17 protein-coding genes and 1 pseudogene are annotated in these 19,327 nt (G+C 52.2%); 13 read left to right on the top strand and 5 right to left on the bottom strand.

Annotated elements, in window-relative coordinates; genetic code table 11:
* Window positions 1-351: 351 nt before the first annotated feature.
* The gene (locus ACFQ88_RS32760; RefSeq protein ID WP_379461122.1) at window positions 352-1,200 is read right to left on the bottom strand and encodes a nucleotidyltransferase domain-containing protein; all 849 of its coding nucleotides are present in this window, start codon (window positions 1,198-1,200) and stop codon (window positions 352-354) included.
* A 156-nt stretch (window positions 1,201-1,356) separates the two neighbouring features.
* Between ACFQ88_RS32760 and ACFQ88_RS32755 the strand changes: the two genes are divergently transcribed.
* Entirely contained in the window at window positions 1,357-2,022 is a 666-nt protein-coding gene (locus ACFQ88_RS32755; RefSeq protein ID WP_379461120.1) for an NAD(P)H-binding protein, read from the top strand.
* 392 nt (window positions 2,023-2,414) lie between these two features.
* Here ACFQ88_RS32755 and ACFQ88_RS32750 read toward each other — a convergent pair whose 3' ends face one another.
* Complete coding sequence (locus tag ACFQ88_RS32750; protein WP_239629714.1) at window positions 2,415-2,729, bottom strand: dehydrogenase; 315 nt, start codon at window positions 2,727-2,729, stop codon at window positions 2,415-2,417.
* 127 nt (window positions 2,730-2,856) lie between these two features.
* Window positions 2,857-3,330 carry a cupredoxin domain-containing protein gene (locus ACFQ88_RS32745; RefSeq protein ID WP_239629711.1) on the bottom strand — a complete coding sequence of 158 codons (474 nt, stop codon included), beginning with the start codon at window positions 3,328-3,330 and terminating at the stop codon, window positions 2,857-2,859.
* Between the two features lie 180 nt (window positions 3,331-3,510).
* Between ACFQ88_RS32745 and uptA the strand changes: the two are divergent.
* The 5 genes and pseudogenes from uptA to ACFQ88_RS32720 form a co-directional block, all read left to right on the top strand.
* Window positions 3,511-4,110: pseudogene (gene uptA, locus ACFQ88_RS32740) on the top strand (undecaprenyl phosphate transporter UptA); the annotation flags it as partial.
* Window positions 4,084-4,593, top strand: a complete 510-nt coding sequence (locus ACFQ88_RS32735) for a nuclease-related domain-containing protein (protein WP_379461372.1) — start codon at window positions 4,084-4,086, stop codon at window positions 4,591-4,593. The pseudogene uptA and the gene ACFQ88_RS32735, both read left to right, overlap by 27 nt.
* Before the next feature lie 197 nt (window positions 4,594-4,790).
* Window positions 4,791-5,357, top strand: a complete 567-nt coding sequence (locus ACFQ88_RS32730; protein ID WP_239629708.1) for a thioredoxin family protein — start codon at window positions 4,791-4,793, stop codon at window positions 5,355-5,357.
* Between the two features lie 14 nt (window positions 5,358-5,371).
* Window positions 5,372-6,007, top strand: coding sequence for an MBL fold metallo-hydrolase (locus tag ACFQ88_RS32725; protein ID WP_379461117.1), 636 nt, complete (start codon window positions 5,372-5,374; stop codon window positions 6,005-6,007).
* Window positions 6,008-6,136: 129 nt separating this feature from the next.
* Window positions 6,137-6,895: a lipase family protein gene (locus tag ACFQ88_RS32720; protein ID WP_239629702.1), complete on the top strand. Its 759-nt coding sequence runs from the start codon at window positions 6,137-6,139 to the stop codon at window positions 6,893-6,895.
* 21 nt (window positions 6,896-6,916) lie between these two features.
* Here the strand turns inward: ACFQ88_RS32720 and ACFQ88_RS32715 are convergent, their stop codons facing one another.
* Window positions 6,917-9,235, bottom strand: coding sequence for an AraC family transcriptional regulator (locus ACFQ88_RS32715; RefSeq protein WP_379461115.1), 2,319 nt, complete (start codon window positions 9,233-9,235; stop codon window positions 6,917-6,919).
* A 145-nt stretch (window positions 9,236-9,380) separates the two neighbouring features.
* Here ACFQ88_RS32715 and ACFQ88_RS32710 point away from each other — a divergent pair, with 145 nt between their 5' ends.
* From ACFQ88_RS32710 to ACFQ88_RS32680, 7 genes are all read left to right on the top strand, one after another.
* The gene (locus tag ACFQ88_RS32710) at window positions 9,381-10,913 is read left to right on the top strand and encodes an extracellular solute-binding protein (protein ID WP_379461112.1); all 1,533 of its coding nucleotides are present in this window, start codon (window positions 9,381-9,383) and stop codon (window positions 10,911-10,913) included.
* Window positions 10,914-11,060: 147 nt separating this feature from the next.
* Window positions 11,061-11,654 (top strand): RNA polymerase sigma factor, encoded by a 594-nt coding sequence (locus tag ACFQ88_RS32705; RefSeq protein ID WP_379461110.1) that lies wholly within the window; start codon window positions 11,061-11,063, stop codon window positions 11,652-11,654.
* Window positions 11,638-12,903 carry a hypothetical protein gene (locus ACFQ88_RS32700; protein ID WP_239629690.1) on the top strand — a complete coding sequence of 422 codons (1,266 nt, stop codon included), beginning with the start codon at window positions 11,638-11,640 and terminating at the stop codon, window positions 12,901-12,903. The genes ACFQ88_RS32705 and ACFQ88_RS32700 overlap by 17 nt, the downstream gene beginning before the upstream one ends.
* 381 nt (window positions 12,904-13,284) lie before the next feature.
* Complete coding sequence (locus ACFQ88_RS32695; protein ID WP_379461347.1) at window positions 13,285-14,781, top strand: extracellular solute-binding protein; 1,497 nt, start codon at window positions 13,285-13,287, stop codon at window positions 14,779-14,781.
* A 114-nt stretch (window positions 14,782-14,895) separates the two neighbouring features.
* Window positions 14,896-15,852, top strand: coding sequence for an ABC transporter permease (locus ACFQ88_RS32690; protein ID WP_275590438.1), 957 nt, complete (start codon window positions 14,896-14,898; stop codon window positions 15,850-15,852).
* A gap of 40 nt (window positions 15,853-15,892) precedes the next feature.
* The gene (locus tag ACFQ88_RS32685; RefSeq protein WP_239629680.1) at window positions 15,893-16,774 is read left to right on the top strand and encodes a carbohydrate ABC transporter permease; all 882 of its coding nucleotides are present in this window, start codon (window positions 15,893-15,895) and stop codon (window positions 16,772-16,774) included.
* Between the two features lie 204 nt (window positions 16,775-16,978).
* Window positions 16,979-18,220: an MFS transporter gene (locus ACFQ88_RS32680; RefSeq protein ID WP_379461105.1), complete on the top strand. Its 1,242-nt coding sequence runs from the start codon at window positions 16,979-16,981 to the stop codon at window positions 18,218-18,220.
* 53 nt (window positions 18,221-18,273) lie between these two features.
* Here ACFQ88_RS32680 and ACFQ88_RS32675 read toward each other — a convergent pair whose 3' ends face one another.
* Window positions 18,274-19,248, bottom strand: a complete 975-nt coding sequence (locus ACFQ88_RS32675; RefSeq protein WP_379461103.1) for an aldo/keto reductase — start codon at window positions 19,246-19,248, stop codon at window positions 18,274-18,276.
* Window positions 19,249-19,327: the final 79 nt, after the last annotated feature.

Below are 19,327 nucleotides of genomic sequence, written 5' to 3'. Positions count from 1 at the left end.
AGAGGGGCATATTGCCCCTCTTTGAGTTTGTTTAGAGACACATATGTGCAGAGTCTCCCGGGGGAGGAAGCCCTTCCGGCCCAGGATTACGAAGATCGGACAGGAGATCCGCTATTTCCTAAAATGATGCTTCTTTTGAAGTGCGATCGGACCGTGAGTCCGTTATTTGCTTATTTTACCTAGACAGACGGCGTGTATTTGCGAAATAAAGGATTTGTTGTCCGATCACTCCACAAATAGAGCCATTTTCGGTGAAATAACGGATCCACGGTCCGTACCAGCTTGGGCGACGCTTTCCAACGGACAGGCGCACTGAACGTTTGGAATCGCTAATTGCCTCGAATCATGGTGTTATGGGGATATACTTCCGGACAAACGCTCCGTTTCCTGCACGATAGTCTCCAGCGTTTGAATTGCAGCATGAAGCTCATCCGGATCGGATGTCAGCCCGGTGAATACGCCGTTGATTCTGCTCTTGTAGTCGGTTATGGTCACGGGAAAGCGGCCGGCGAGCTGGACGGCGCCTTTCTCGTTCATCCAGTATTGGCCGTTCAGCGCGAACAGCACCTGGTTCAGGCAGGAAACGGCACGGAAGCAGCAGCCTGCGGCGTAGGACACATCCTGCTTGGCTGCCCCTTTGCAGGCGGCCGATACAGAGAAGCCGGCCTCCCACAAAAAGGTCCGGATTAGCGCCGCCGCAAGCTCCGGAGGATAGGGTGCCGTTTGAGACTTCAGCTTCGTTATAACTCCCGAAGGATCCCATAAAGGAAGGCAGCGGGCGGCTTCGGCCATATACATCGCGTTGATGAATCCATGAGGATGCCCCGGCTGATAATCGATTGTTACGCGCCCTTGGAGGCAATCGGCCATCACGCCGTTCACCTTATTCAAGTCGCGGTACAGAAAGTCTACCGCGAGCCCGTCCACCTGGAGCCAGCCTCCGCCGTTTATCCAGGGGCCCCATTCGCCGATGGGGGTAATCAAGCCGGAGCGTCTTTCGTCGTCGACCTCAGAAGCGAGCTGCTCAAGAGCAGGCAGATCGATAGGGACTTCCGGATCGTAATACAAGCCGATGTCGATATCTGACTGCTCGGCATGGGTTCCGGATGCCCGCGAGCCTCCCAGGACGATGGCTTGAATGCCCTGTACGGTTTTCAGTTTGGCAGCCAGCTTTTCGATAACGAAAGCAGCAGCGTCCATATAACAACACCTCGATTTTTATCGTATATCCAACAACCTCATAATACTCTATATGGTCGGATCATGGTATGTCTAATGTTCAATTGATCCCCAAAGGGAACGAAAAATGAATATAATATAATGAGATCATGTTGAGTGAACGAAAGGATGTTGACCATGGGAAAACAAGCCGTCCTGGCAGGAGCTACGGGGCTCGTAGGCAAAGCGCTGCTCGGGAAGCTTTTGGCTGACGATCAGTATGAACGTGTGTATATATTGGTCCGAAAATCCACGGGGCGGAGCCATCCCAAGCTGACGGAAATGGTCGTCGATTTCGATCGTCTGGAGCTGGATCGTCCGGTACTTGAAGGTGCCGATGTATTCTGCACGCTCGGAACGACGATTAAGAAAGCGGGAAGCCAGGAGCAGTTTCGCAAAGTGGACTTCGCGTATCCAGTGAAGCTGGCTGAGCTGGCTGCCGCACACGGGGCGGAGCAGTACGTCATCGTGACCGCAATGGGCTCGGACACGAGGTCGATGTTTTTCTACAGCTGGGTCAAAGGCGAGACGGAGGCAAGACTCCGTCAGCTGGCGCTTCCCGGCTTGTCCATCCTCCGCCCGTCGCTGCTTACAGGCGAACGGGAGGAGTTCCGCTTCGGCGAGCGTGCGGGCGAGGCCGCAGCGCGGGCTTTGTCGTTTGTATTTACGGGACCGCTCCGTAAATACAAACCGATCCCGGCGGACACCGTCGCCGGAGGGATGCTTCTCGCGGCGCGCATGGGCCGCCGCGGCGTCACGGTCTACGAGTCGGGCGATATCGCCGACCTCGTGGACCGGGCTTGACCATCCGCTCTCGCAGCGGATGGCGGCTCTTGTCCTTCACCATCCGCCCGTGCGGGATAGTGGTGCTGCTCTTCACCATCCGCAATGCGGGATGGTGGTGCTTGCTCCAACCATCGAGTACCGCGATGGTTAGCGATACCCCCCATCCGCCGCCGTGATCGGCGGGTGGGGCTTGGTGTGCCTGCGAACGCGCAGTGGAAGGGTGCTGGCATCCCCCGGAGGAGCGTCAGCGTCCGCCTTTGATTCTCGGGAAATAACCTATCATCATAATCTATTCTGAATTTCCCGAGAACAACAGCGGCCTGAGGGGGATACCTTCATCCCTGGAGCATTCCCGCGTTCTAAGCTGTTTTATCTTTCCCACACCCACCGGAGGCCGACGCATCACGGCGTCACCCTCCGAAGGAGTCCCTAAATGCCTTCTCCAGCACCGCAGGCTCCACACCCCACAGCTCCGCGATCTCGGGGCATACGTTCTCTTCCCACCAATCGGCGAGCGCCTTGCGATTGCTTGAATTTTCTACGACCCATTGCAGGTTGAGCATCACCTTTTTGTAATACAGCTCATCCGCTTTTTCCACCAAATCGGGCGCGATCCATTTGCCGACTTTTTTGCGGGCACGGTACATTTCCTTTGCGCAGGCCCGGCGTATTTTGCGAGCGCTGGGGTAAGACTGGTTATGTTTCAATTGATTCCCAGGATTCATGGACAGTTCACCTTCCTCTTCTACAATATCGTATGCGGGAGGAGGGCGCGTTGCACCTGAATCAAAGAAACGAAAAAAGCCCTGACGCCGGCGGGCGAGAGGGCTTATTCCAGCTATTGCGCATGGATCAGTCGTCGACAACGATATAACCGACCATCGGTCCGTTATGGGCGATATCGGGGTGCGTCAGGCAAATGATCCGGTATATTCCCGGCTTGTCGGCACGGAAGGACACGACGGTTTCTTTTCCTTTTTTCACTTCGCCCTTCACATTCAAGCCGTCGATAATGAACGGATGGCTGGTCCCGTTAACCCCGTAAATCGAGAGATTGATGCGCTCTCCTTTTTTGACATAGATCGTTCCCGGATCCCAGCGGTAAGCTTCGATTTCTTTGCCATCGGCTCCCGTAGATTTGAACTCGCCGGTAACGAGCTGGATCGTCCGGGCTTCCCCTTGTCCTGATGCATCCGGCAAACCGCTGGTCGTCGACGCTTCGCTAAATCCCCAGTACCACGCGGCACCCAAAGTCACTAGCGCCATCAGTCCGAGCAGAAACCAGCGGCGAAGCTGTCTGTTGCTGACTACGAATATTTTGGCCACGGTGCTCACTCCTTCCATCGGGCTGGATTCCAATGCTCCCGACAGTTTGTACTAAATGTATGCTCCTGCTTGTCTCTTCATTCTCCTGCGGGTGGTTGAACCGAATGGAAATATGATAGAATAGGAACGATTGCGAACAAGTCGGGCTTGCCCGGGAAGAGAGGAAGAGGCTGGAGAAGAATGTTAAAAGATCTGGTTCACAGCGCATTGATGTTTATTGAAAGTCTTGGTGCATGGGGAATCATGCTTGGGCTCATGCTGGAAGTCATTCCAAGTGAAATCGTGCTGGCATTCGGCGGTTACTTGGTTGCCAAAGGGGAAGTTTCATTTCTTGTCGCGGTTATTTTCGGTACCATCGGAGGAACGATTGCCCAAATTTTCGTATATTGGATCGGCCGTTACGGCGGCAGACCGTTTCTGGAACGGTACGGCAAATTCATTTTGATAAATAAGCACCATATCGATGTCGCGGAAAACTGGTTTAACCGCTACGGTACCGGCGTTATTTTTACGGCCCGGTTTATTCCGGTAGTTCGCCATGCGATTTCCATTCCTGCAGGGATGGCTAGAATGCCCCTCAGCCTGTTTACACTTTATACTACGTTAGCGGTTATTCCATGGTCTATTTTGTTCATTTATCTTGGATTGACGCTTGGCGCGAATTGGGAGCAGATCGACGAGAAGGCGGCGCCTTACGTGACGCCGTTTATTATCGCTTCGGTGACGCTGACGGTGCTCTATGTGCTGTTCAAGCTGATCAAGCGCAAGAAAAGTGTCAGCCACGGAGGCGGCGGAGCAGATGGAGAGAAGCAGCTGGCGCAGCTGCTGCAAACCGTAGGCAAGGAGTATCGCGTGCTGAAAGAGCGTCGCGTGCAGGCGGGAACGAGCGACCAGAAGCTAGACTACGTTGTGATCGGACCGAACGGCGTATTCTATATCGACGCCAAGCACGGGCAAAATTACATTCAATGGAACGAGTCCAGTCATTCTGGGAGCAAAAACGATATGACCGCCCAACTGTACCGGTATGAGCATGTGCTGAGGGAGCTGTTCCGTTCGGCTGAGCTGAATCCCGAGTTGACCGGAGTTCTCTGTCTTACGCATCCGAACAGCAACATGACCGGCAAAAGCCCGGCATTCACGGCGCTGAAGCTTGATCAGCTCGTATCCTTCATTCAATCGTACAAGCCTAAAAAACCATTGCTTGCTTCCTCAGAAGTTGATGCTATTGAACGGCTGATTCTGGAAAACAGCGGCAATTAATACGAACAGCCTCGTTCCTTATCGGAGCGGGGCTTTAATATTAATTGAACTTACTTTTTTAAATTTTTTGTAAAATCGTCCTTCTTCAAGTTTAGAACATGTCATAGACGGCCGCACGCCGCTGCATCCTGCATTGCCTAGCCGTCCCTTTTTATATACAATGAAATATATACCACCCTAAAGGAGGGCTTTACGATATGGCAGCGAATCTGGCGAGTAAAATTAAAACCGGCTTGACTCCGCAGCAATTCATCGACGGGATGACGAAGAACCAGGAGAAGTTTCAGGAATGGTACGACAGCTTTGCTTGGCAGAACGATGAAGATAAGGAGTTCTTCGAATCGCTGAACAACCGCGACGACCTGCGCTGCTTGATTTTGATGGCTGACTGGTGCGGCGATGTAGTCCGTAACGTGCCTGTTGTGTTTCGTGCGCTCGAAAATTCCGGTATTCCGGTAGAAGTACTGATCAAAGAAGAGCATCCTGACGTGATGGCTCAATTTTTGACGGGCGGCGGAGAAGCGATTCCGATCGTTATTTTCACCGATTTCAGCGGACACGTACTGGGACATTGGGGACCTCGTCCGAGCAACGTACAGGCGGTTATGACGCAATTCAAACAAGAGAACCCGGATCGCACGGCTCCGGATTATGATGAAAAAATCAAGGTGGCGCGCCAGGAAATGGGCCGTCAGTATGGAGAAGGCACAGGCTATCATGCGACGATTGTCAAAGAACTGCGCGACCTTCTCTCTACGTTCTAAGGTGGAGTGAGAGAATGAGCTTGGAAGGCTTGAAGATTGAACCGTTTTCCTTGGGGCCGCTAGGAACGAACGCATACCTGCTGTCCAGACCCGCGGAGAACAAAGGCATTATTATCGATCCCGGCATGAATCCGAAGCCGTTGATCAAGCGCATCGAAGGGATGGAGATCGAGGCGATTTTGCTTACCCATGCCCATTTCGATCATATCGGCGGTGTAGACGAAATCCGTAAGCTGAAAGGCTGTCCGGTGTACCTGCACGATGCGGAGGCCGAATGGCTGACGAATCCGAAGCTGAACGGCTCGGCCCGATGGCCGGAGCTGGGAGCGCCTATCGTGACCGATCCGGCGGAATATGCGCTCGACGAGGGTCAAGTATTGAAGCTGCTTGGCCTTGAGATGAAGGTGATGCATACGCCTGGTCATTCGCCGGGAAGCGTAAGCTTCCTGCTCGGCCCGCATTTGTTCGGCGGTGACGTGCTGTTCCGCTTGTCCGTCGGCCGGACCGATCTGCCGGGAGGCCGCACCGAAACGCTCATGGATTCAATCCATATGAAGCTGTTCGAGCTGCCTGACGAGACGATCGTCTATCCGGGACACGGAGTCAAGACGACCATCGGCTACGAAAAGGAAAATAACCCGTACGTCTAACGATTCCCCTACATAAAAGCTCCTCCGTTATGGCCTGTTATGGCGATAGCGGAGGAGCTTTTGCTTGTCTGCTGCATAGGATGTATGAACAGTACAAGCAGCGCGCGAGCGTCCCAGGGGGAGAAGGAGATGAGCGGTAAGGCAGCGAAGGCGGTCACGGACCGGGCGATATTTCTGGCAGCGGCCGTCTACCAGGCGGTGCAGCAATATAAGAACGGGGGAAAATGCATCCTGCCCAAGGGCTATCGCAAAGTAGCCGTGCTGGGCGGCAAAAAGGACCCCTATTTAGGCATGATTCTCCAATCCGCGACGACGGTAATCATCGTCTTCCGGGGCACAGAGAGCGCAGCCGAGCTGCTCACCAATACGGATATGCAGCAGGTTCGGTTCCCGTTTGTTCCGTCGGCGGGCAGAACGCATCGCGGGTTCACGAGGCTGTACGAGCAAGCGGCACGGGACAGCATCATGCGCTGCCTGCGCAAGCAGTCCGGAGACAAGGCCCTTTGGATTGCCGGCCACAGTCTCGGCGGCGCGATAGCTGCCATGTGCGCTCTCGATACAGCCGTCAACAGCAAGTTCAAGCAGCCGAAGCTGTATACGTACGCTGCCCCGAAAACGGGTGACGCCGTTTTCGCCTCCGCTTTTGGACGCAAGATTCGCCACAGCGTTCGGGTCGTAAATGAATCCGACCTGGTTCCCGTTCTCCCCCCCTCCTTGAGTTATGCGAATTATCGGCATGTGAAGGGCGCCTTTCGGCTGCGGTTCAGCCGGTCTACGATCATTGGCAACCATACGATCCGCAGCTACTACCAAGAGCTCGCGAAGCTCGATACCGGCTACAGCCGGCGTCTGCAGCAGCTCAATCCGGGCTATTGTCCCGAAACCTAGGTGCCGGAGCAGATCCGGCTGTCACTGGCCTCTTTTGCGGAACGATTCGCGGTATTGTCCTGGCGTAACGCCTTCCTGCTTGCGGAAAGAACGGATGAAGTTTTGCGAGTTCATATATTGCAGCTTTTCGGCGATATCCTTGATCGTCATATCCGTCTCGGTAAGCCACTTCTTCGCCATGGCGAAACGGTAAGCCGACAAGTATTCGCTAAACGTCGTGCTGGTTTCCTTGCGGAAAATGCCGCTCAAATAGTTTGCGTTATAATGCAGCTGGGAAGCACACTGCTCGATCGTCAGATCGGTATCGTACTGCTTGTGAATCATATCGATGATTTTCTCGGAGATGCTCTGGTACTGCGAGTTTTGCCGGTCCTTGTAAATGCCGATCAAAGGCGAGATGACCCGCGTCCAGAACCATTCCTCGATTTCCCTGCTCATTTGCAGCTTGTTCAGCTCCTCATACAGCGAGCCGCCCTTGGGCAGAAGCTGGTTCAAGGTAACGCCCGATTCCTGCATCGCGACCATCAAGCTCGTAAACAGGCGGACCATCGGGATCTGATATTCCTGAGGCGCCATTTCATGCTTGAAAATAATTTTCATAAACTGGCTGAGCAGCCGCTGGGCATTGTCCTCATCGGCAAGCAGGATGGCGTCGAGCAGCTCGCTTTCGGTCAGGAAGGGGTAATCCAGATGCAGCTGATGCTTCCCTTCGTTAATATTGGCATATGAAATGATGACGCGGCCGCCCAGATGAATGCGCTGCTTCAAAGCTTCCAGTCCTTCGCGGTAAGCGACGGAGGCTTGCTTCAAATCGTCGAAGGGCAGGCTGATGCCGATGCTGATTTCCAGGCCGAGAACCCGCTGTACAGTTTGCTGTATCGTCTCGGTTACGGTATACATATAGCTTTTGAAAGCGTCCGGTGACGGATCCCTGCTTCCGATCAAAGTGACCTGCGTCTGCTCGATGAAGACCGGCGGGAGCCGGACGTCGGACGGAATGATTTCCTCGATAATGTTATTGATTGCGAACAGCAGGAGCTCCATATCCTCCTTGCCGTAACGCGTGTTGTCCAGCGTATCGATCTGCAGAGTAATGACCGAATGCATCCGCCACTCCGATAGCATGCCGCTCAAGCCGAACAGCTCCATCCGTTCCATCATCTCGTCGCGCCGTACCTTCCCCTGAAACACCTTGATCAGGAAATAGGTCAGCGCTTGCTGGAGATGCCGGTGCATCTCGGTTTCCAGCTGCGATTTCGACTGAAACAGCGTCTGCACCTGGGCGCTGATGAAATCAAACTCATTGCTGAGCCGCTTTTCCCCGCTCGGGACTTTTCCTCCGCCGATTTCTTTCATCAGCCGCTCGATCGGGTTGTACATTTTGCGGGACCCGAGCCACGCGATAAGCAAGAAGACGGCGACGATAATAAGGCACACGAAGATCGTGTATCTTCCGATTTTTTTGGAATCCTGGGTCAGACTGTCGATAGAAATAATGGACAAGTAAATCCAGTTGTTATACGACGACCGGAGATAGGTGGCCGTATACAGCTGGTCGTTCACTTCGGTCTGGAACTGCCCCGAAGCTTGCGTGAAAATGGACGGGTCGCGAATGAATTCCGTATTGATGGCGTATTTGCCTATCATAGAGGGATCCGAGTGGAACAGGATGCGCTCCTGATCGTCCAGGATCATGACCGTCTCCGATTCTCTCGGCGTATAATTCAACAGCTCGGCCAGGCTGCAGGTCGTCAAATTCGTAAAGGCCAGCCCGTATTTGTCGAGGCTTTGGTCAGGAAGCTTCTTGACGAGGCTGATCGTATACGGACAGGCTGCGGCATTCGCCTTTTCCTCGCTGTAAAACCAGACGCTCGGGTTCATCACCCATGAGATCGTATTGGGCAAAAGCATCTGGTTGGCGATTTGAAAGCGGTGTATATAATTCGAAAACGTATAGAAGCCGGAGTTTTTGATCATCCAATCCTGCTTGAGATTGACGATAACGACATCATCCACTTTGGTATAAAACGATTGGGTATTGCTGATTTCCTTGCGCAAATCCTTGTACAGCATGAAATCGTCCGAGGTGAAGGGCTCGCTTAGCACCTTGGCCATCAAGGGGGAATTGACGAGCTGGTCGAACGCATGGTTGATCGTCCGGAGGATTTGCTCCACATTGGAGTTCATCTGTGTCAGCAGCTGGATTTGTCCCCGGTTGACCTGCTTTTGAATTTCATTGGACGACTGGAGGTACGACAGGATGCCGAAAAATATTACGGGAACCGTGCATAGGATGCATCCGAATAGTATGAGTCTGGTTAGATAGCTGGTTCTTTGCATCTCGGACCTCCGTTTCCGACTATTTTCGACGTTACAGGACAAAGTTAATTGTATCAATCCGCAGCCGGACGAGCAACGATTTCATCCAATTACACAATCGTGTATAATGAAATACACCAATATATCGGAGGAGGAGCGGGTTAAGATGGGACATAATCCGTACACAAAACCGCATATAGCTGTAATCGCTTTCGTGCTCACAGCGGTGCTGGCCGTTCTGCTGGGCGGATGTACCAGGGAGCAGCTGCCGGGCGGCGCGAATGCTGCGGACGAAACGGCCAAGCCCATCGGCATCATGATCCCGCTGCATCAGAATCAGGCTCCTCCCGCTGAAATGATGACAGCCGTAGAGCGGGCGGCTCAAGCCAAGCTCGAAGTGGACTGGATTCCGAACGATAATTATAAAGACAAGCTGATCAATGCTCTGCAAACGAATTCGTTGAAGCAGGTCACCTACGTGAACCAGACGGATTACGGCATTGTGAAAAATGCCCTCCGCTCCGATATGTTCTGGGAAATCGGCCCTTATCTCGAGTTTTATCCGAACTTAAAAAAGCTGAACAAAGAAATTCTCAAGGAAACGGCGGTGCAGGAGAAGCTATACGGTCTCTATACGGAGAGGCCGTTATCCCGCCAAGGCGTCATTCTGCGCAAAGATTGGCTCGACCGGTTGAAGCTTAAGGAGCCGACGACAGTGGATGAGCTGTATGAAGTGCTGAGGCAGTTTACGTATAACGATCCGAACGGAAACGGGGCTCAGGACACAATAGGGCTGGCAGACCGCGGGGACCTTACCTACGGGGCGTTCAAGACGTTAAGCTCCTACTTCGGTACGCCTAACAATTGGGGCGTCAGAGATGGCAAGCTCGTGCCGGATTTCATGACTGCCGAATACGTCGATACGATGAACTATATGAAAAAGCTGGTGAGCGAAGGCAGCATGAATAAGGATTTTGCCGTCACCAGCAAGCAAATTCAAAGATATATGCTGATCAGCGGCAAAGCGGGAGGCTTTATCGGCAGTATGGAGGATGCCCCGAGACTGCTCCGCGAGCTTCAGAAGTTCGAGCCGAACGCGCAGTTGACCCTGATCAACAGGATTCGCGGCCCGAAAGGGGAAGGCGTATGGGCCAATCCCGGATTCGGCGGCCTGTTCCTGTTTTCCAAGAAGGCTATAGCCAACGAGCAGGAATTGCGGCGCATTCTTGCTTTCTTCGACCGGAGTATGGATCAGAATGTGAGCAAGCTGCTGAATTTCGGCATCGAAGGAAAGCATTACAAGACAGTGGACGGGCAAATTGTCGTCACCGCAGAGATGGATCAGCTTTACGATTCGGAAGTGCTGCCGCTGACCTCGTTCGTTATTGCAGGAATGAGCAACCCGAATTTGATGAAATCCAAGCAAGAGCGGGAGGACCCATTGGCGGTAAAAGCCGATCAGCTGACAAAAGATAATGAGAGTATATTGATCCGCGATCAGACGCTGTCCTTAACCTCTACTACGAATGAAGTCATAGGCGGGGAGCTGGCGGAAGTGATTACGAACGCGACCTATAACTACATCTTGGGCAAAATTGACCTGGCACAGTTCCGCAATGAAATCGCCACGTGGGAGAAGCGGGGTGGAGCCAGCATTATTAGGGAGTATAACGAGGCTTATCAGGCCGGCAGGAACTAATAATAAATAATAACTGCAGCCGTCAACCTTGCTTGACGGCTGTTTTTTTGCGATGAGAAATCTTAGTTGGCCCGATTCGTCCCATCAATGCTACAATGAAATTACCAAATAAGGACGAATGCAGCGAAGTTTGAACTTATATTGAAGATGGGTCGTCAAATAATCGAGGTGGCAGTTTTGGAATCCAAATTAAATTTCGAATACTTAAAATATTTGTCAGAAACCTCCGATAAGAAGGCCATCTTGGAGCAGCTGATGGTCGCTTACGGGAAGGACGTATGGAACTATGCGTACAGCATGACGCGGAAATGGGATCAGGCGGATGACATCACGCAAGAGGTTTTTTTGAAGGTGTACCGGAACCTGTATACGTTTCGGAGCGAATCTTCTGTAAAAACGTGGATTCTAACCATAACGCGCAATATGACGCTTGATTATCGGCGCGCAGCATTTTACCGCAAGGTGACTTTAATGGATTTCCTCGCCCCTTCGGCAGAGGCCCCCTCGACGGAACAGGAAGTCATGAACCGGCTGGCCACGAACGACTTGTGGAGGATGGTGCTGAAGCTGCCTGCCAAATATCGTGAAGTACTGATATTATTCGCTCATTACGAATTGTCTATGAAGGAAATGGCTCAAGTGCTGGGAGTAACCGAAGGAACGGTCAAATCGCGGTTATTTCACGCCCGCAACAAAATGAAGAAGATAAAGGAGAGTCAGAGTGATGGAGCCGATCGATGACGAGTTGAAAAAAGGCTTGGCCAGCGAACCGCTTACCCGCAACGGGTTCTCTGATGCATTGAAAAAAAGAATAGGCGAACGTTTGGACGAAAGGGAGGCCAAGAGCAGAAGATGGCTGCCTTGGTTTAGCGCGGTCAGCGCTTCGCTCGTTGCCGCTTCCCTGTTCTTGTATGTCGGATGGATGAATAGTCAGGGGCACCTGCCCGATGTATTGCCGGGGAAACAGGAGGAATCGATTGCCGCTACTCCGGCGCAGCAAACCGAAGGTCAACCGGAGGTGGAGATTCGTTCAGCGGTGCTGATCGGACTGAGAGCGGATCATAGTCCCATCGCCGGAGTTCCCGAGTACAGCTCGTACAGGACGCTCTTGCTGGCGGGCAACCAGGGCAAGCTGCAAAAGGTTGCCGAAGGGGACGGGATCCTGATGCCTTACAAGACGGAATTCATGAAAATTGTCCCCCAGAACCAGACGGGGACGACCGAGCCGTCTTGGGTGCTTAACGCCTCGGTCGCTTCGAGCTCGAATAAATTGCGCACGGCGGCTCCTCGGCCTGCCGTATCGCTGAAGGTGTCGGAGAAGCTGCTGTTCGCAGGGAATCGCTATATATCCGTGTCCCAAACGGTCCGTAAAAACGAGCAGGGAAAGGAAGTGCCTTACGACTACGTATGGGTTAAGGAGATCCAGGATGTCGTACAGAGCCCGTCCAAGCTTACGATGCAGCCTGCCTCGGAGCCCCACGTCTCGTTAAAAAAGCTATATGGGGACTCGGTGCAGCCTGACTTGAACGCCGTTGCCGCCGGCAAGCCGTTATTTTCGAATGGAGAAGCGGCGAAGGTGCCGCAGGACGACCTTGGCGAGAGCTGGGCCATCGTCCGCAAGCAGGGTCAATGGGTTCCGCAGCTGGCGTTATACGGCAGCAAGGATGCGTATCGTTATCAGCTGAGCGATGTCTCGCTTACTTTGCCGGATTCCGTCGTCTCCTACGATCGGCTTGCCGTCGGCTGGAATGAAATCCGCAGCGTTCGTGCGGACGCCAAGGACGCTTTTTCTTCGCCTAGGAATGAACTGGTCGGAATCGTATCGGACGACGAAATCGCCGTGTATCCGTTCGACGGAACGATGGGGAGGAAGCCTCTTGCTACCGTGCCTCTGGCACCGAATGAATCCGTTGTCATGATCCAGTGGGCGGTCGACGAGCCTTTCATCGGCATGTGGAAGGATTCGGGGAAAAAGCTGCTAAGCTATTGAATGTCATCACATCGACAATTGATGATCTGAATCCGGAATTGCTGGCAAGTAAACTTGTGCCCATGATCAGAGATCTGGTCTTGTCTTCATAGACAAGCACCAAGGTCTTTTTTCTTTTATAAGTACCCGATTTGCTGCCGCGTTATCCATATCCTGTGATATGCAGAATTTAACCTGCCCCTGATTATCGCGCAAAAACGTTGATATGACGGGGTTTTTCGTGGTTGTTGTGAGTCAATGATTGTAGTTGTAATGCGTACCGGCGATATATGATTAGGCCAGCACCGAAAACTTAGACAACCTGCAAATCCAAAAGGCAAAACAAAAAACGGAGGTCGAATGCATTTGAAAAAGAATCAGAAGATCGCTCAAAAAACGAGTATGGTTTGTGCCGCTGTATTGGCCGTAACGACGATTCTGGCAGGCTGCGGAGACTCGAAGACGGAAAGCAAGGGGACGGCTAACGGCAGCCAGGCGAATCAAGGGCCTTTGAAAATTACGATCATGGCTAACTTGAGTACGCCTGAAGTTCCATCGGACAAAATCGAAAAGCTGCTGGAAGAGAAAACGAACAGCCAAATCGAATTCCAATGGGTGCCGGACGGCTCCTATGACGAGAAGTTCCAGGCAGCGTTCGCTACAGGCTCTCTTCCGCAAGCGGCTTATTTGAAGAATCAGTCTTCCTTCGTGCTGCTGCGCGATGCGATCAAAAACGGCCAGTTCTGGGAGATCGGCCCGTATTTGAAGGATTATCCGAACTTGAGCAAGCTGAACCCGGACGTATTGAAGAATACCGCGGTAGAAGGCAAAATCTATACCTTGTATCAGGAAAGACCGATCGCCCGCCAAGGGATCATCTATCGCAAGGACTGGGCCGATAAACTGGGCTTGTCCGAGCCGAAAACAACCGACGACATCTACAATATGCTGAAAAAGTTCAAAGAAGCGGATTTTGCAGGCGGCGGTAAAACGCTGGGCTTGGCTGACCGCAACGATCTTGTTTACGGAGCGTTCAAGACGCTGTCCTCGTACTTCGGCACTCCGAATGGCTGGGGAGCCGTCGACGGCAAGCTGGTGCCTGAGTTCATGACCAAGGGCTACATGGATACGATGAAGTTTATTAAAAAGCTGCGTGACGAAGGCTTAATCAACCAGGACTTCCCGGTTACGAGCAAAACGGACCAGCAAAACATGATGTATACGGGCAAAGCCGGCATGTATATCGGTTCGATGCAGGATGTGCTCACGATTCAGGACAAAACGTCCAAGAACAATAAAGACGCTCAATTCGAAGTGGTGAACCAAATTACCAGCTCAAGCAACGCCAAGCCTACGACATGGGGTATTCCGGGCTACGGAACCTTGGTTGTATTCCCGAAATCGGCGGTTAAGACAGAGGGCGAGCTGAAGCAAATTTTGGCCTTCTATGACAAGTTTTACACTCCGGAAATCGCGAACCTGCTGAAATACGGTGTGGAAGGCCAGCACTATACGCTGCAGGACGGCAAAGTACAGCCGGGAACCGACGAGAAGATGAAGGAGAAGGAGCAGAAGCCTTATTTGACCGTAGCACTGGCGGATACGACGAACATTTTGCCGTCTTTGTACACGCTGAAGGCGCAGGAAAAAGCGGTGAACCTGTCCAACGATGCGGTGAAATTCGCCCTTCAAGACCCTACTGTTCCATTGGACTCCAAGACATATAACGAGAAGGGTGCAAGACTGCAGGACATTATCAAGGATGCTTCCTATAAGTTCATGCTCGGCAATATCGATGAGGCGGGCTTCCAGGCTGCGATTAAGAAATGGCAGGATGACGGCGGAGCCAAAATTATCGAAGAATACAATGCATCGTTCAAAGCAAGCGGCGGCAAATAATAGTTTGGATCCGGTTACGGGGAGGCTGCCTGGTTCCGTCAGGCGCCTTTCCCTTTCCTCCGGCGCTCGTGCGGAGCATAGAAGATTTTACGGAAAGAAAGGAAGTTATACGCGATGAACAACACGATCGCCCGGCCTAAAGTAATGGAGGCTCGTCCCAAATCCAGCAGCGATTTATGGAAACGCATGCTCCGGAACCGCTACATGTATATGATGATTATTCCGGGGCTCGTTTACTTTATCATCTTTAAATATTTTCCAATGTACGGGCTCGTCATTTCCTTCCAGGATTATATGCCGTACAAGGGCATCATGGGCAGTGAATGGGTCGGCTTGAAGCATTTCGAGAAGCTGTTCACGGACGGCGAGTTTTGGAACATTTTTAAGAACACGCTGATTTTGTTCCTGTATAACATTTTGTTTTATTTCCCAGTGCCGATCATATTGGCCATCATGCTGAATGAAGTGGCCAATGCTTTTTTCAAACGTCTGGTACAAACGATCGTCTATATTCCTCACTTCTTGTCCTGGGTTATTATCGTTTCGATTTCTTACGTGATGCTGACGATGGACGGCGGGATCATCAACGAATTGCTCGTTTATTTCGGGCTTCCGAAAGTGAACTTCCTGCTCGATCCTACATGGTTCCATCCGATGTACATTATCCAGGTCATCTGGAGAGAAGCGGGCTGGGGAACGATTGTCTATCTGGCTGCCATTGCCTCTATAGACCCACAACTGTATGAAGCGGCAAGAATGGACGGAGCGGGCCGGTTCCGGCAAATCTGGCATATTACGCTTCCTTCGATCCGGAGTGTAATTATCGTTCTGCTTATTCTTCGGATAGGCAACGTTCTCGATCTCAGTTTCGAGCATGTGTACTTGCTGCTTAACTCAATGAACCGTCCAATTGCGGAAATATTGGATACGTACGTATATACGGTCGGTCTGAAGCAGGGACAATTCAGCTTTAGTACGGCGGTAGGCTTTTTCAAATCGTTCGTCGGTCTGTTCCTGGTCGTTCTGTCGAACAAACTGGCCAAAAAATTCGGTGAGGAAGGCATCTACTAATTTGTAATTTGCGACTCACAGGAGAAAAGGAGAGCTCATCATGGTGAAAGATAAAACGCTGGGCGGCAGAATGTTCGATCTGTGCAATATTGTGCTGCTGGCAATCGTTGCGCTGGTAACCTTCCTCCCGTTCCTGCACGTGGTCATGGCGTCCTTCACAACGGAGGAGGAGATGGCAAGAAAGCCGTTCGTGCTGATTCCGACGGAATTTACCGTCAAGGCGTATCAATATATTTTGTCTACGAATGCGATTTATAAAGCTTTGGGGGTATCCATCGGCGTGACTCTAGTGGGGACACTGGTGAGCATGTTGTTGACCTGCCTTATGGCGTACGGCTTGACTAGAAGAGATTTGGACGGACGCAGGGTGCTCATGTTTCTCGTCGTGTTCACCATGCTGTTCAACGGGGGGCTGATCCCTACGTTCCTCGTCGTCAAGGAGTTGGGCCTGGTCGACTCTTATTGGTCGCTTATTCTTCCTACGGCGGTCAACGCCTTCAACCTGATCATCATGCGCAGCTTCTTCATGAACTTGCCCGACGGCATTGAAGAATCGGCCAAAATGGACGGATGCAACGACTTCGGCATTTTGTTCAAAATCGTCATCCCGCTGTCCATGCCGGCTATCGCTACGATCTCGCTGTTTTATGCGGTGAATTATTGGAACACCTATTTCAATGCGATCATTTATTTGAACGATGCAGCCAAATGGCCGATTCAGGTGCTGCTGCGTCAAATCGTTATCGTGGCGAGCGCCTTCAGCGCCGATACATCCGGCTTCGGGGACGATTTCGTCAAGCCGCCGGAGCAGACGATCAAAATGGCGGTCATCATGGTATCGACAATCCCGATCCTGATTGTGTATCCGTTCCTGCAAAAATATTTCGCCAAAGGCGCATTGGTCGGATCCGTGAAAGGGTAATGCGCGCGTGAGAAGACAGCCGCCGATTTCCTTGGCGCATCAGCCTTAGTCCGAAGCCTTAATCGGGCTAGGGCTTTTTTTGCCATAAGCATCGTAATGACCATTGCGCGGACGGGGAAACCATGGTAAGCTTTGCCATGAAAATAGGGTTAATTGTTCCCAATATAAAGCGCCGGGTATTAACAATGCAAGGAGTCATTTTCAATGAACAAAATCGCCGTAGAATCGAAGAAATATAGGTATGCCATGCAGTTGGCGACGATTTTTCTCGGATTCATTATTTTCGGATTATCGGAAAACATTAAAGGTCCCGCCATTCCGCGAATCCAATACGACTTCGGGCTGGATGAACAGCAGCTGGGCACCCTTTTGTCGCTCAATTCGCTCGGTTATTTGATCGCTTGCTCCTTTACCGCCTACCTGACGCGGATATGGGGGATCAAGACGGTCAGCATGATTGCATTCGGATCGATGGTCTTGTCGGGAGTTCTTATTTTCTTCTCCCATAGCTATCCGGTGTTTACCTCCTCGTATTTTATCCTGTATATAGGAAACGGGATGCTTGAGATCGGCCTGGCTATTCTCGGGGCGCGCATTTTTGTACGCAATACAGGCACCATGATGAATCTGTCCCATTTCTTCTACGGGTTGAGCTCTATTGTCGCTCCCATCATAGCATCCGGCATGATGACGGTAAGCTGGTTCGGGCATGTGTTCGATTGGCGCGGGATGTATCTGATCATGCTGTCATTGGCCGTACTGCCTATGATTCCTGCTTTCATGAGCACCTTTCCGGGGGATCACACGTCGCACGAGGATCGGATTCCACTGAAGCAATTGCTGCGTGATCCGGCTTTATGGCTGCTGGTGCTCGTTCTTTCGTTCGGGGTCGTATCGGAAATGGCTGTAGGAGGATGGCTGGTCAATTTCTTGGAAAAAGCATATCAATGGGACAGCGTATCGGCTTCAGGGATGCTGTCGGCCTTCTTCCTCTGTTTCTCCGCAGCGAGGCTCGTTCTAGGCCCGGTGACCGATAAAATAGGATTTACGTTGTCGCTGATCATTTTTTCCTGCTTCTCCGGGATTTGTACCTTGATCGCTATCGTCGGAGGGGAATCGCTGGCCTATTTGTTCGCTGCCGCCGGCATAGGCATAGCGCCTGTGTATCCTACCGTCATGGCGCTAATAGCCAAAAGGTACCCGCACGGCAGCGACACGGCCATTACGTTTATCGTTACGTTGATGGGAGTAGGGAGCGTCATCGGAAATTATGCCATTGGTGCGATTACCAACGGATTCAAAAACGCCTACGGTGCCGGGACGGAATTGGGGCTGCTGCGCGGACTTCAGGCCGGCTACGTGTTTATTGGTGTATGCGCTTTGCTCTGTGCGGTCTTCGGCGTTATGCTGTACAGTTATTTAAAATCCCGCAAGGAGCTGATATAGCGCGCTACATATGCAAAAGACTGCCTCGCGGCAGCCTAGTGTTTAAGAGATACTTAAGCCCGAATCCCCCGCAGCGCCTCGAACGCTTCCGGATCGAGCATGACATCGCCGGCGGCGCAGGAATCGTCCAGCTGGGCGGCGGTTTTACAGCCGGAGATCGGGAAGACAGGGAACGGATGGGCCAGCAAATACCCCAGCGCGACTTGGGTCATTGTCAGACCGCTCCGCTGCGCGATTTCTTCAACGAGCTTCAATTTGCGAAGGTTCTCTTCGTTGCACAGCTTCCACACCTTTTTGTTCGCCTCGCTCGGCTCCTTCAGCATGTCGAGGGTATACCGTCCGCTGAAAAATCCGTTCGCCTGCGAGTTATAAGGAATTGCCGCCAAGCCGGTGCGCTCATGGTACGCCAGCTCCTTCTCGTCCATGGCCACCAGCGTAGGATCGTTGCCGGCACTGTATGACGCAAGGCTCCATTTGGTTTGGCTGGCTGCAAATCCTTGAAGGCCTTTGTCTCTCGCATATTGCTGAGCGGCTTCTATTCGTTCCGAGCGCCAATTGGAGCAGCCGAAGCAGCGGATTTTGCCCTGCCGTACCTGGTCGTTCAACACATCGATAATTACTTCCACCGGTGTCTCGGGGTCATCGCGATGCAGCCAGTACAAATCGATATAATCCGTCTGCAAATGCTGCAGGCTATGCTCCAGATCGGAAACGATTTCTTCCTTGCTCATTCGCGGAATATGCATCGTATCCAGCTCGGGATGCGCCCCTTTGGTCGCGAGAACGATACGGCTGCGATTGCCGCGCGATTTCATCCATTCTCCAATGACCTTCTCGCTTCGGCTCCGCTCTCCCGGTACCCAGTCGCTGTATACTTTGGCGGTATCGAGGAAATTTCCGCCCCGATCCAGATAACGATCCATAAGCTCGAAGGAGAGCTCGCGGCTTACCGTTTCGCCGAAGTTGGCCGTGCCCAGACAAATGACGGAAGGCGACAAATCCGTGCCTGTAATGGTTCTGCTTTTCATCGTGAATCAGCTCCTGTTCTGTAGGTTCTCCCAATCCGATAATGCGGGTTGTCCTTTTTCTAATTATAAGGAAACGGGA

It is taken from the genome of Paenibacillus sp. NPDC056579 (genome assembly GCF_042793215.1).
Classification (GTDB): Bacteria; Bacillota; Bacilli; order Paenibacillales; family NBRC-103111; genus Paenibacillus_S.
Note: the sequence above shows the minus strand (reverse complement) of the source record. Positions and strands in the feature narration are given on the sequence as shown.

Excerpts from the sequence above, each read along its gene's own strand:
- ACFQ88_RS32760 (WP_379461122.1), bottom strand. The coding sequence starts at position 1,200 with ATGGACGCTGCTGCTTTCGTTATCGAAAAGCTGGCTGCCAAACTGAAA.
- ACFQ88_RS32755 (WP_379461120.1), top strand. The coding sequence starts at position 1,357 with ATGGGAAAACAAGCCGTCCTGGCAGGAGCTACGGGGCTCGTAGGCAAA.
- ACFQ88_RS32750 (WP_239629714.1), bottom strand. The coding sequence starts at position 2,729 with ATGAATCCTGGGAATCAATTGAAACATAACCAGTCTTACCCCAGCGCT.
- ACFQ88_RS32730 (WP_239629708.1), top strand. The coding sequence starts at position 4,791 with ATGGCAGCGAATCTGGCGAGTAAAATTAAAACCGGCTTGACTCCGCAG.
- ACFQ88_RS32725 (WP_379461117.1), top strand. The coding sequence starts at position 5,372 with ATGAGCTTGGAAGGCTTGAAGATTGAACCGTTTTCCTTGGGGCCGCTA.
- ACFQ88_RS32720 (WP_239629702.1), top strand. The coding sequence starts at position 6,137 with ATGAGCGGTAAGGCAGCGAAGGCGGTCACGGACCGGGCGATATTTCTG.
- ACFQ88_RS32715 (WP_379461115.1), bottom strand. The coding sequence starts at position 9,235 with ATGCAAAGAACCAGCTATCTAACCAGACTCATACTATTCGGATGCATC.
- ACFQ88_RS32710 (WP_379461112.1), top strand. The coding sequence starts at position 9,381 with ATGGGACATAATCCGTACACAAAACCGCATATAGCTGTAATCGCTTTC.
- ACFQ88_RS32705 (WP_379461110.1), top strand. The coding sequence starts at position 11,061 with ATGGGTCGTCAAATAATCGAGGTGGCAGTTTTGGAATCCAAATTAAAT.
- ACFQ88_RS32700 (WP_239629690.1), top strand. The coding sequence starts at position 11,638 with ATGGAGCCGATCGATGACGAGTTGAAAAAAGGCTTGGCCAGCGAACCG.
- ACFQ88_RS32695 (WP_379461347.1), top strand. The coding sequence starts at position 13,285 with ATGGTTTGTGCCGCTGTATTGGCCGTAACGACGATTCTGGCAGGCTGC.
- ACFQ88_RS32690 (WP_275590438.1), top strand. The coding sequence starts at position 14,896 with ATGAACAACACGATCGCCCGGCCTAAAGTAATGGAGGCTCGTCCCAAA.
- ACFQ88_RS32685 (WP_239629680.1), top strand. The coding sequence starts at position 15,893 with ATGGTGAAAGATAAAACGCTGGGCGGCAGAATGTTCGATCTGTGCAAT.
- ACFQ88_RS32680 (WP_379461105.1), top strand. The coding sequence starts at position 16,979 with ATGAACAAAATCGCCGTAGAATCGAAGAAATATAGGTATGCCATGCAG.
- ACFQ88_RS32675 (WP_379461103.1), bottom strand. The coding sequence starts at position 19,248 with ATGAAAAGCAGAACCATTACAGGCACGGATTTGTCGCCTTCCGTCATT.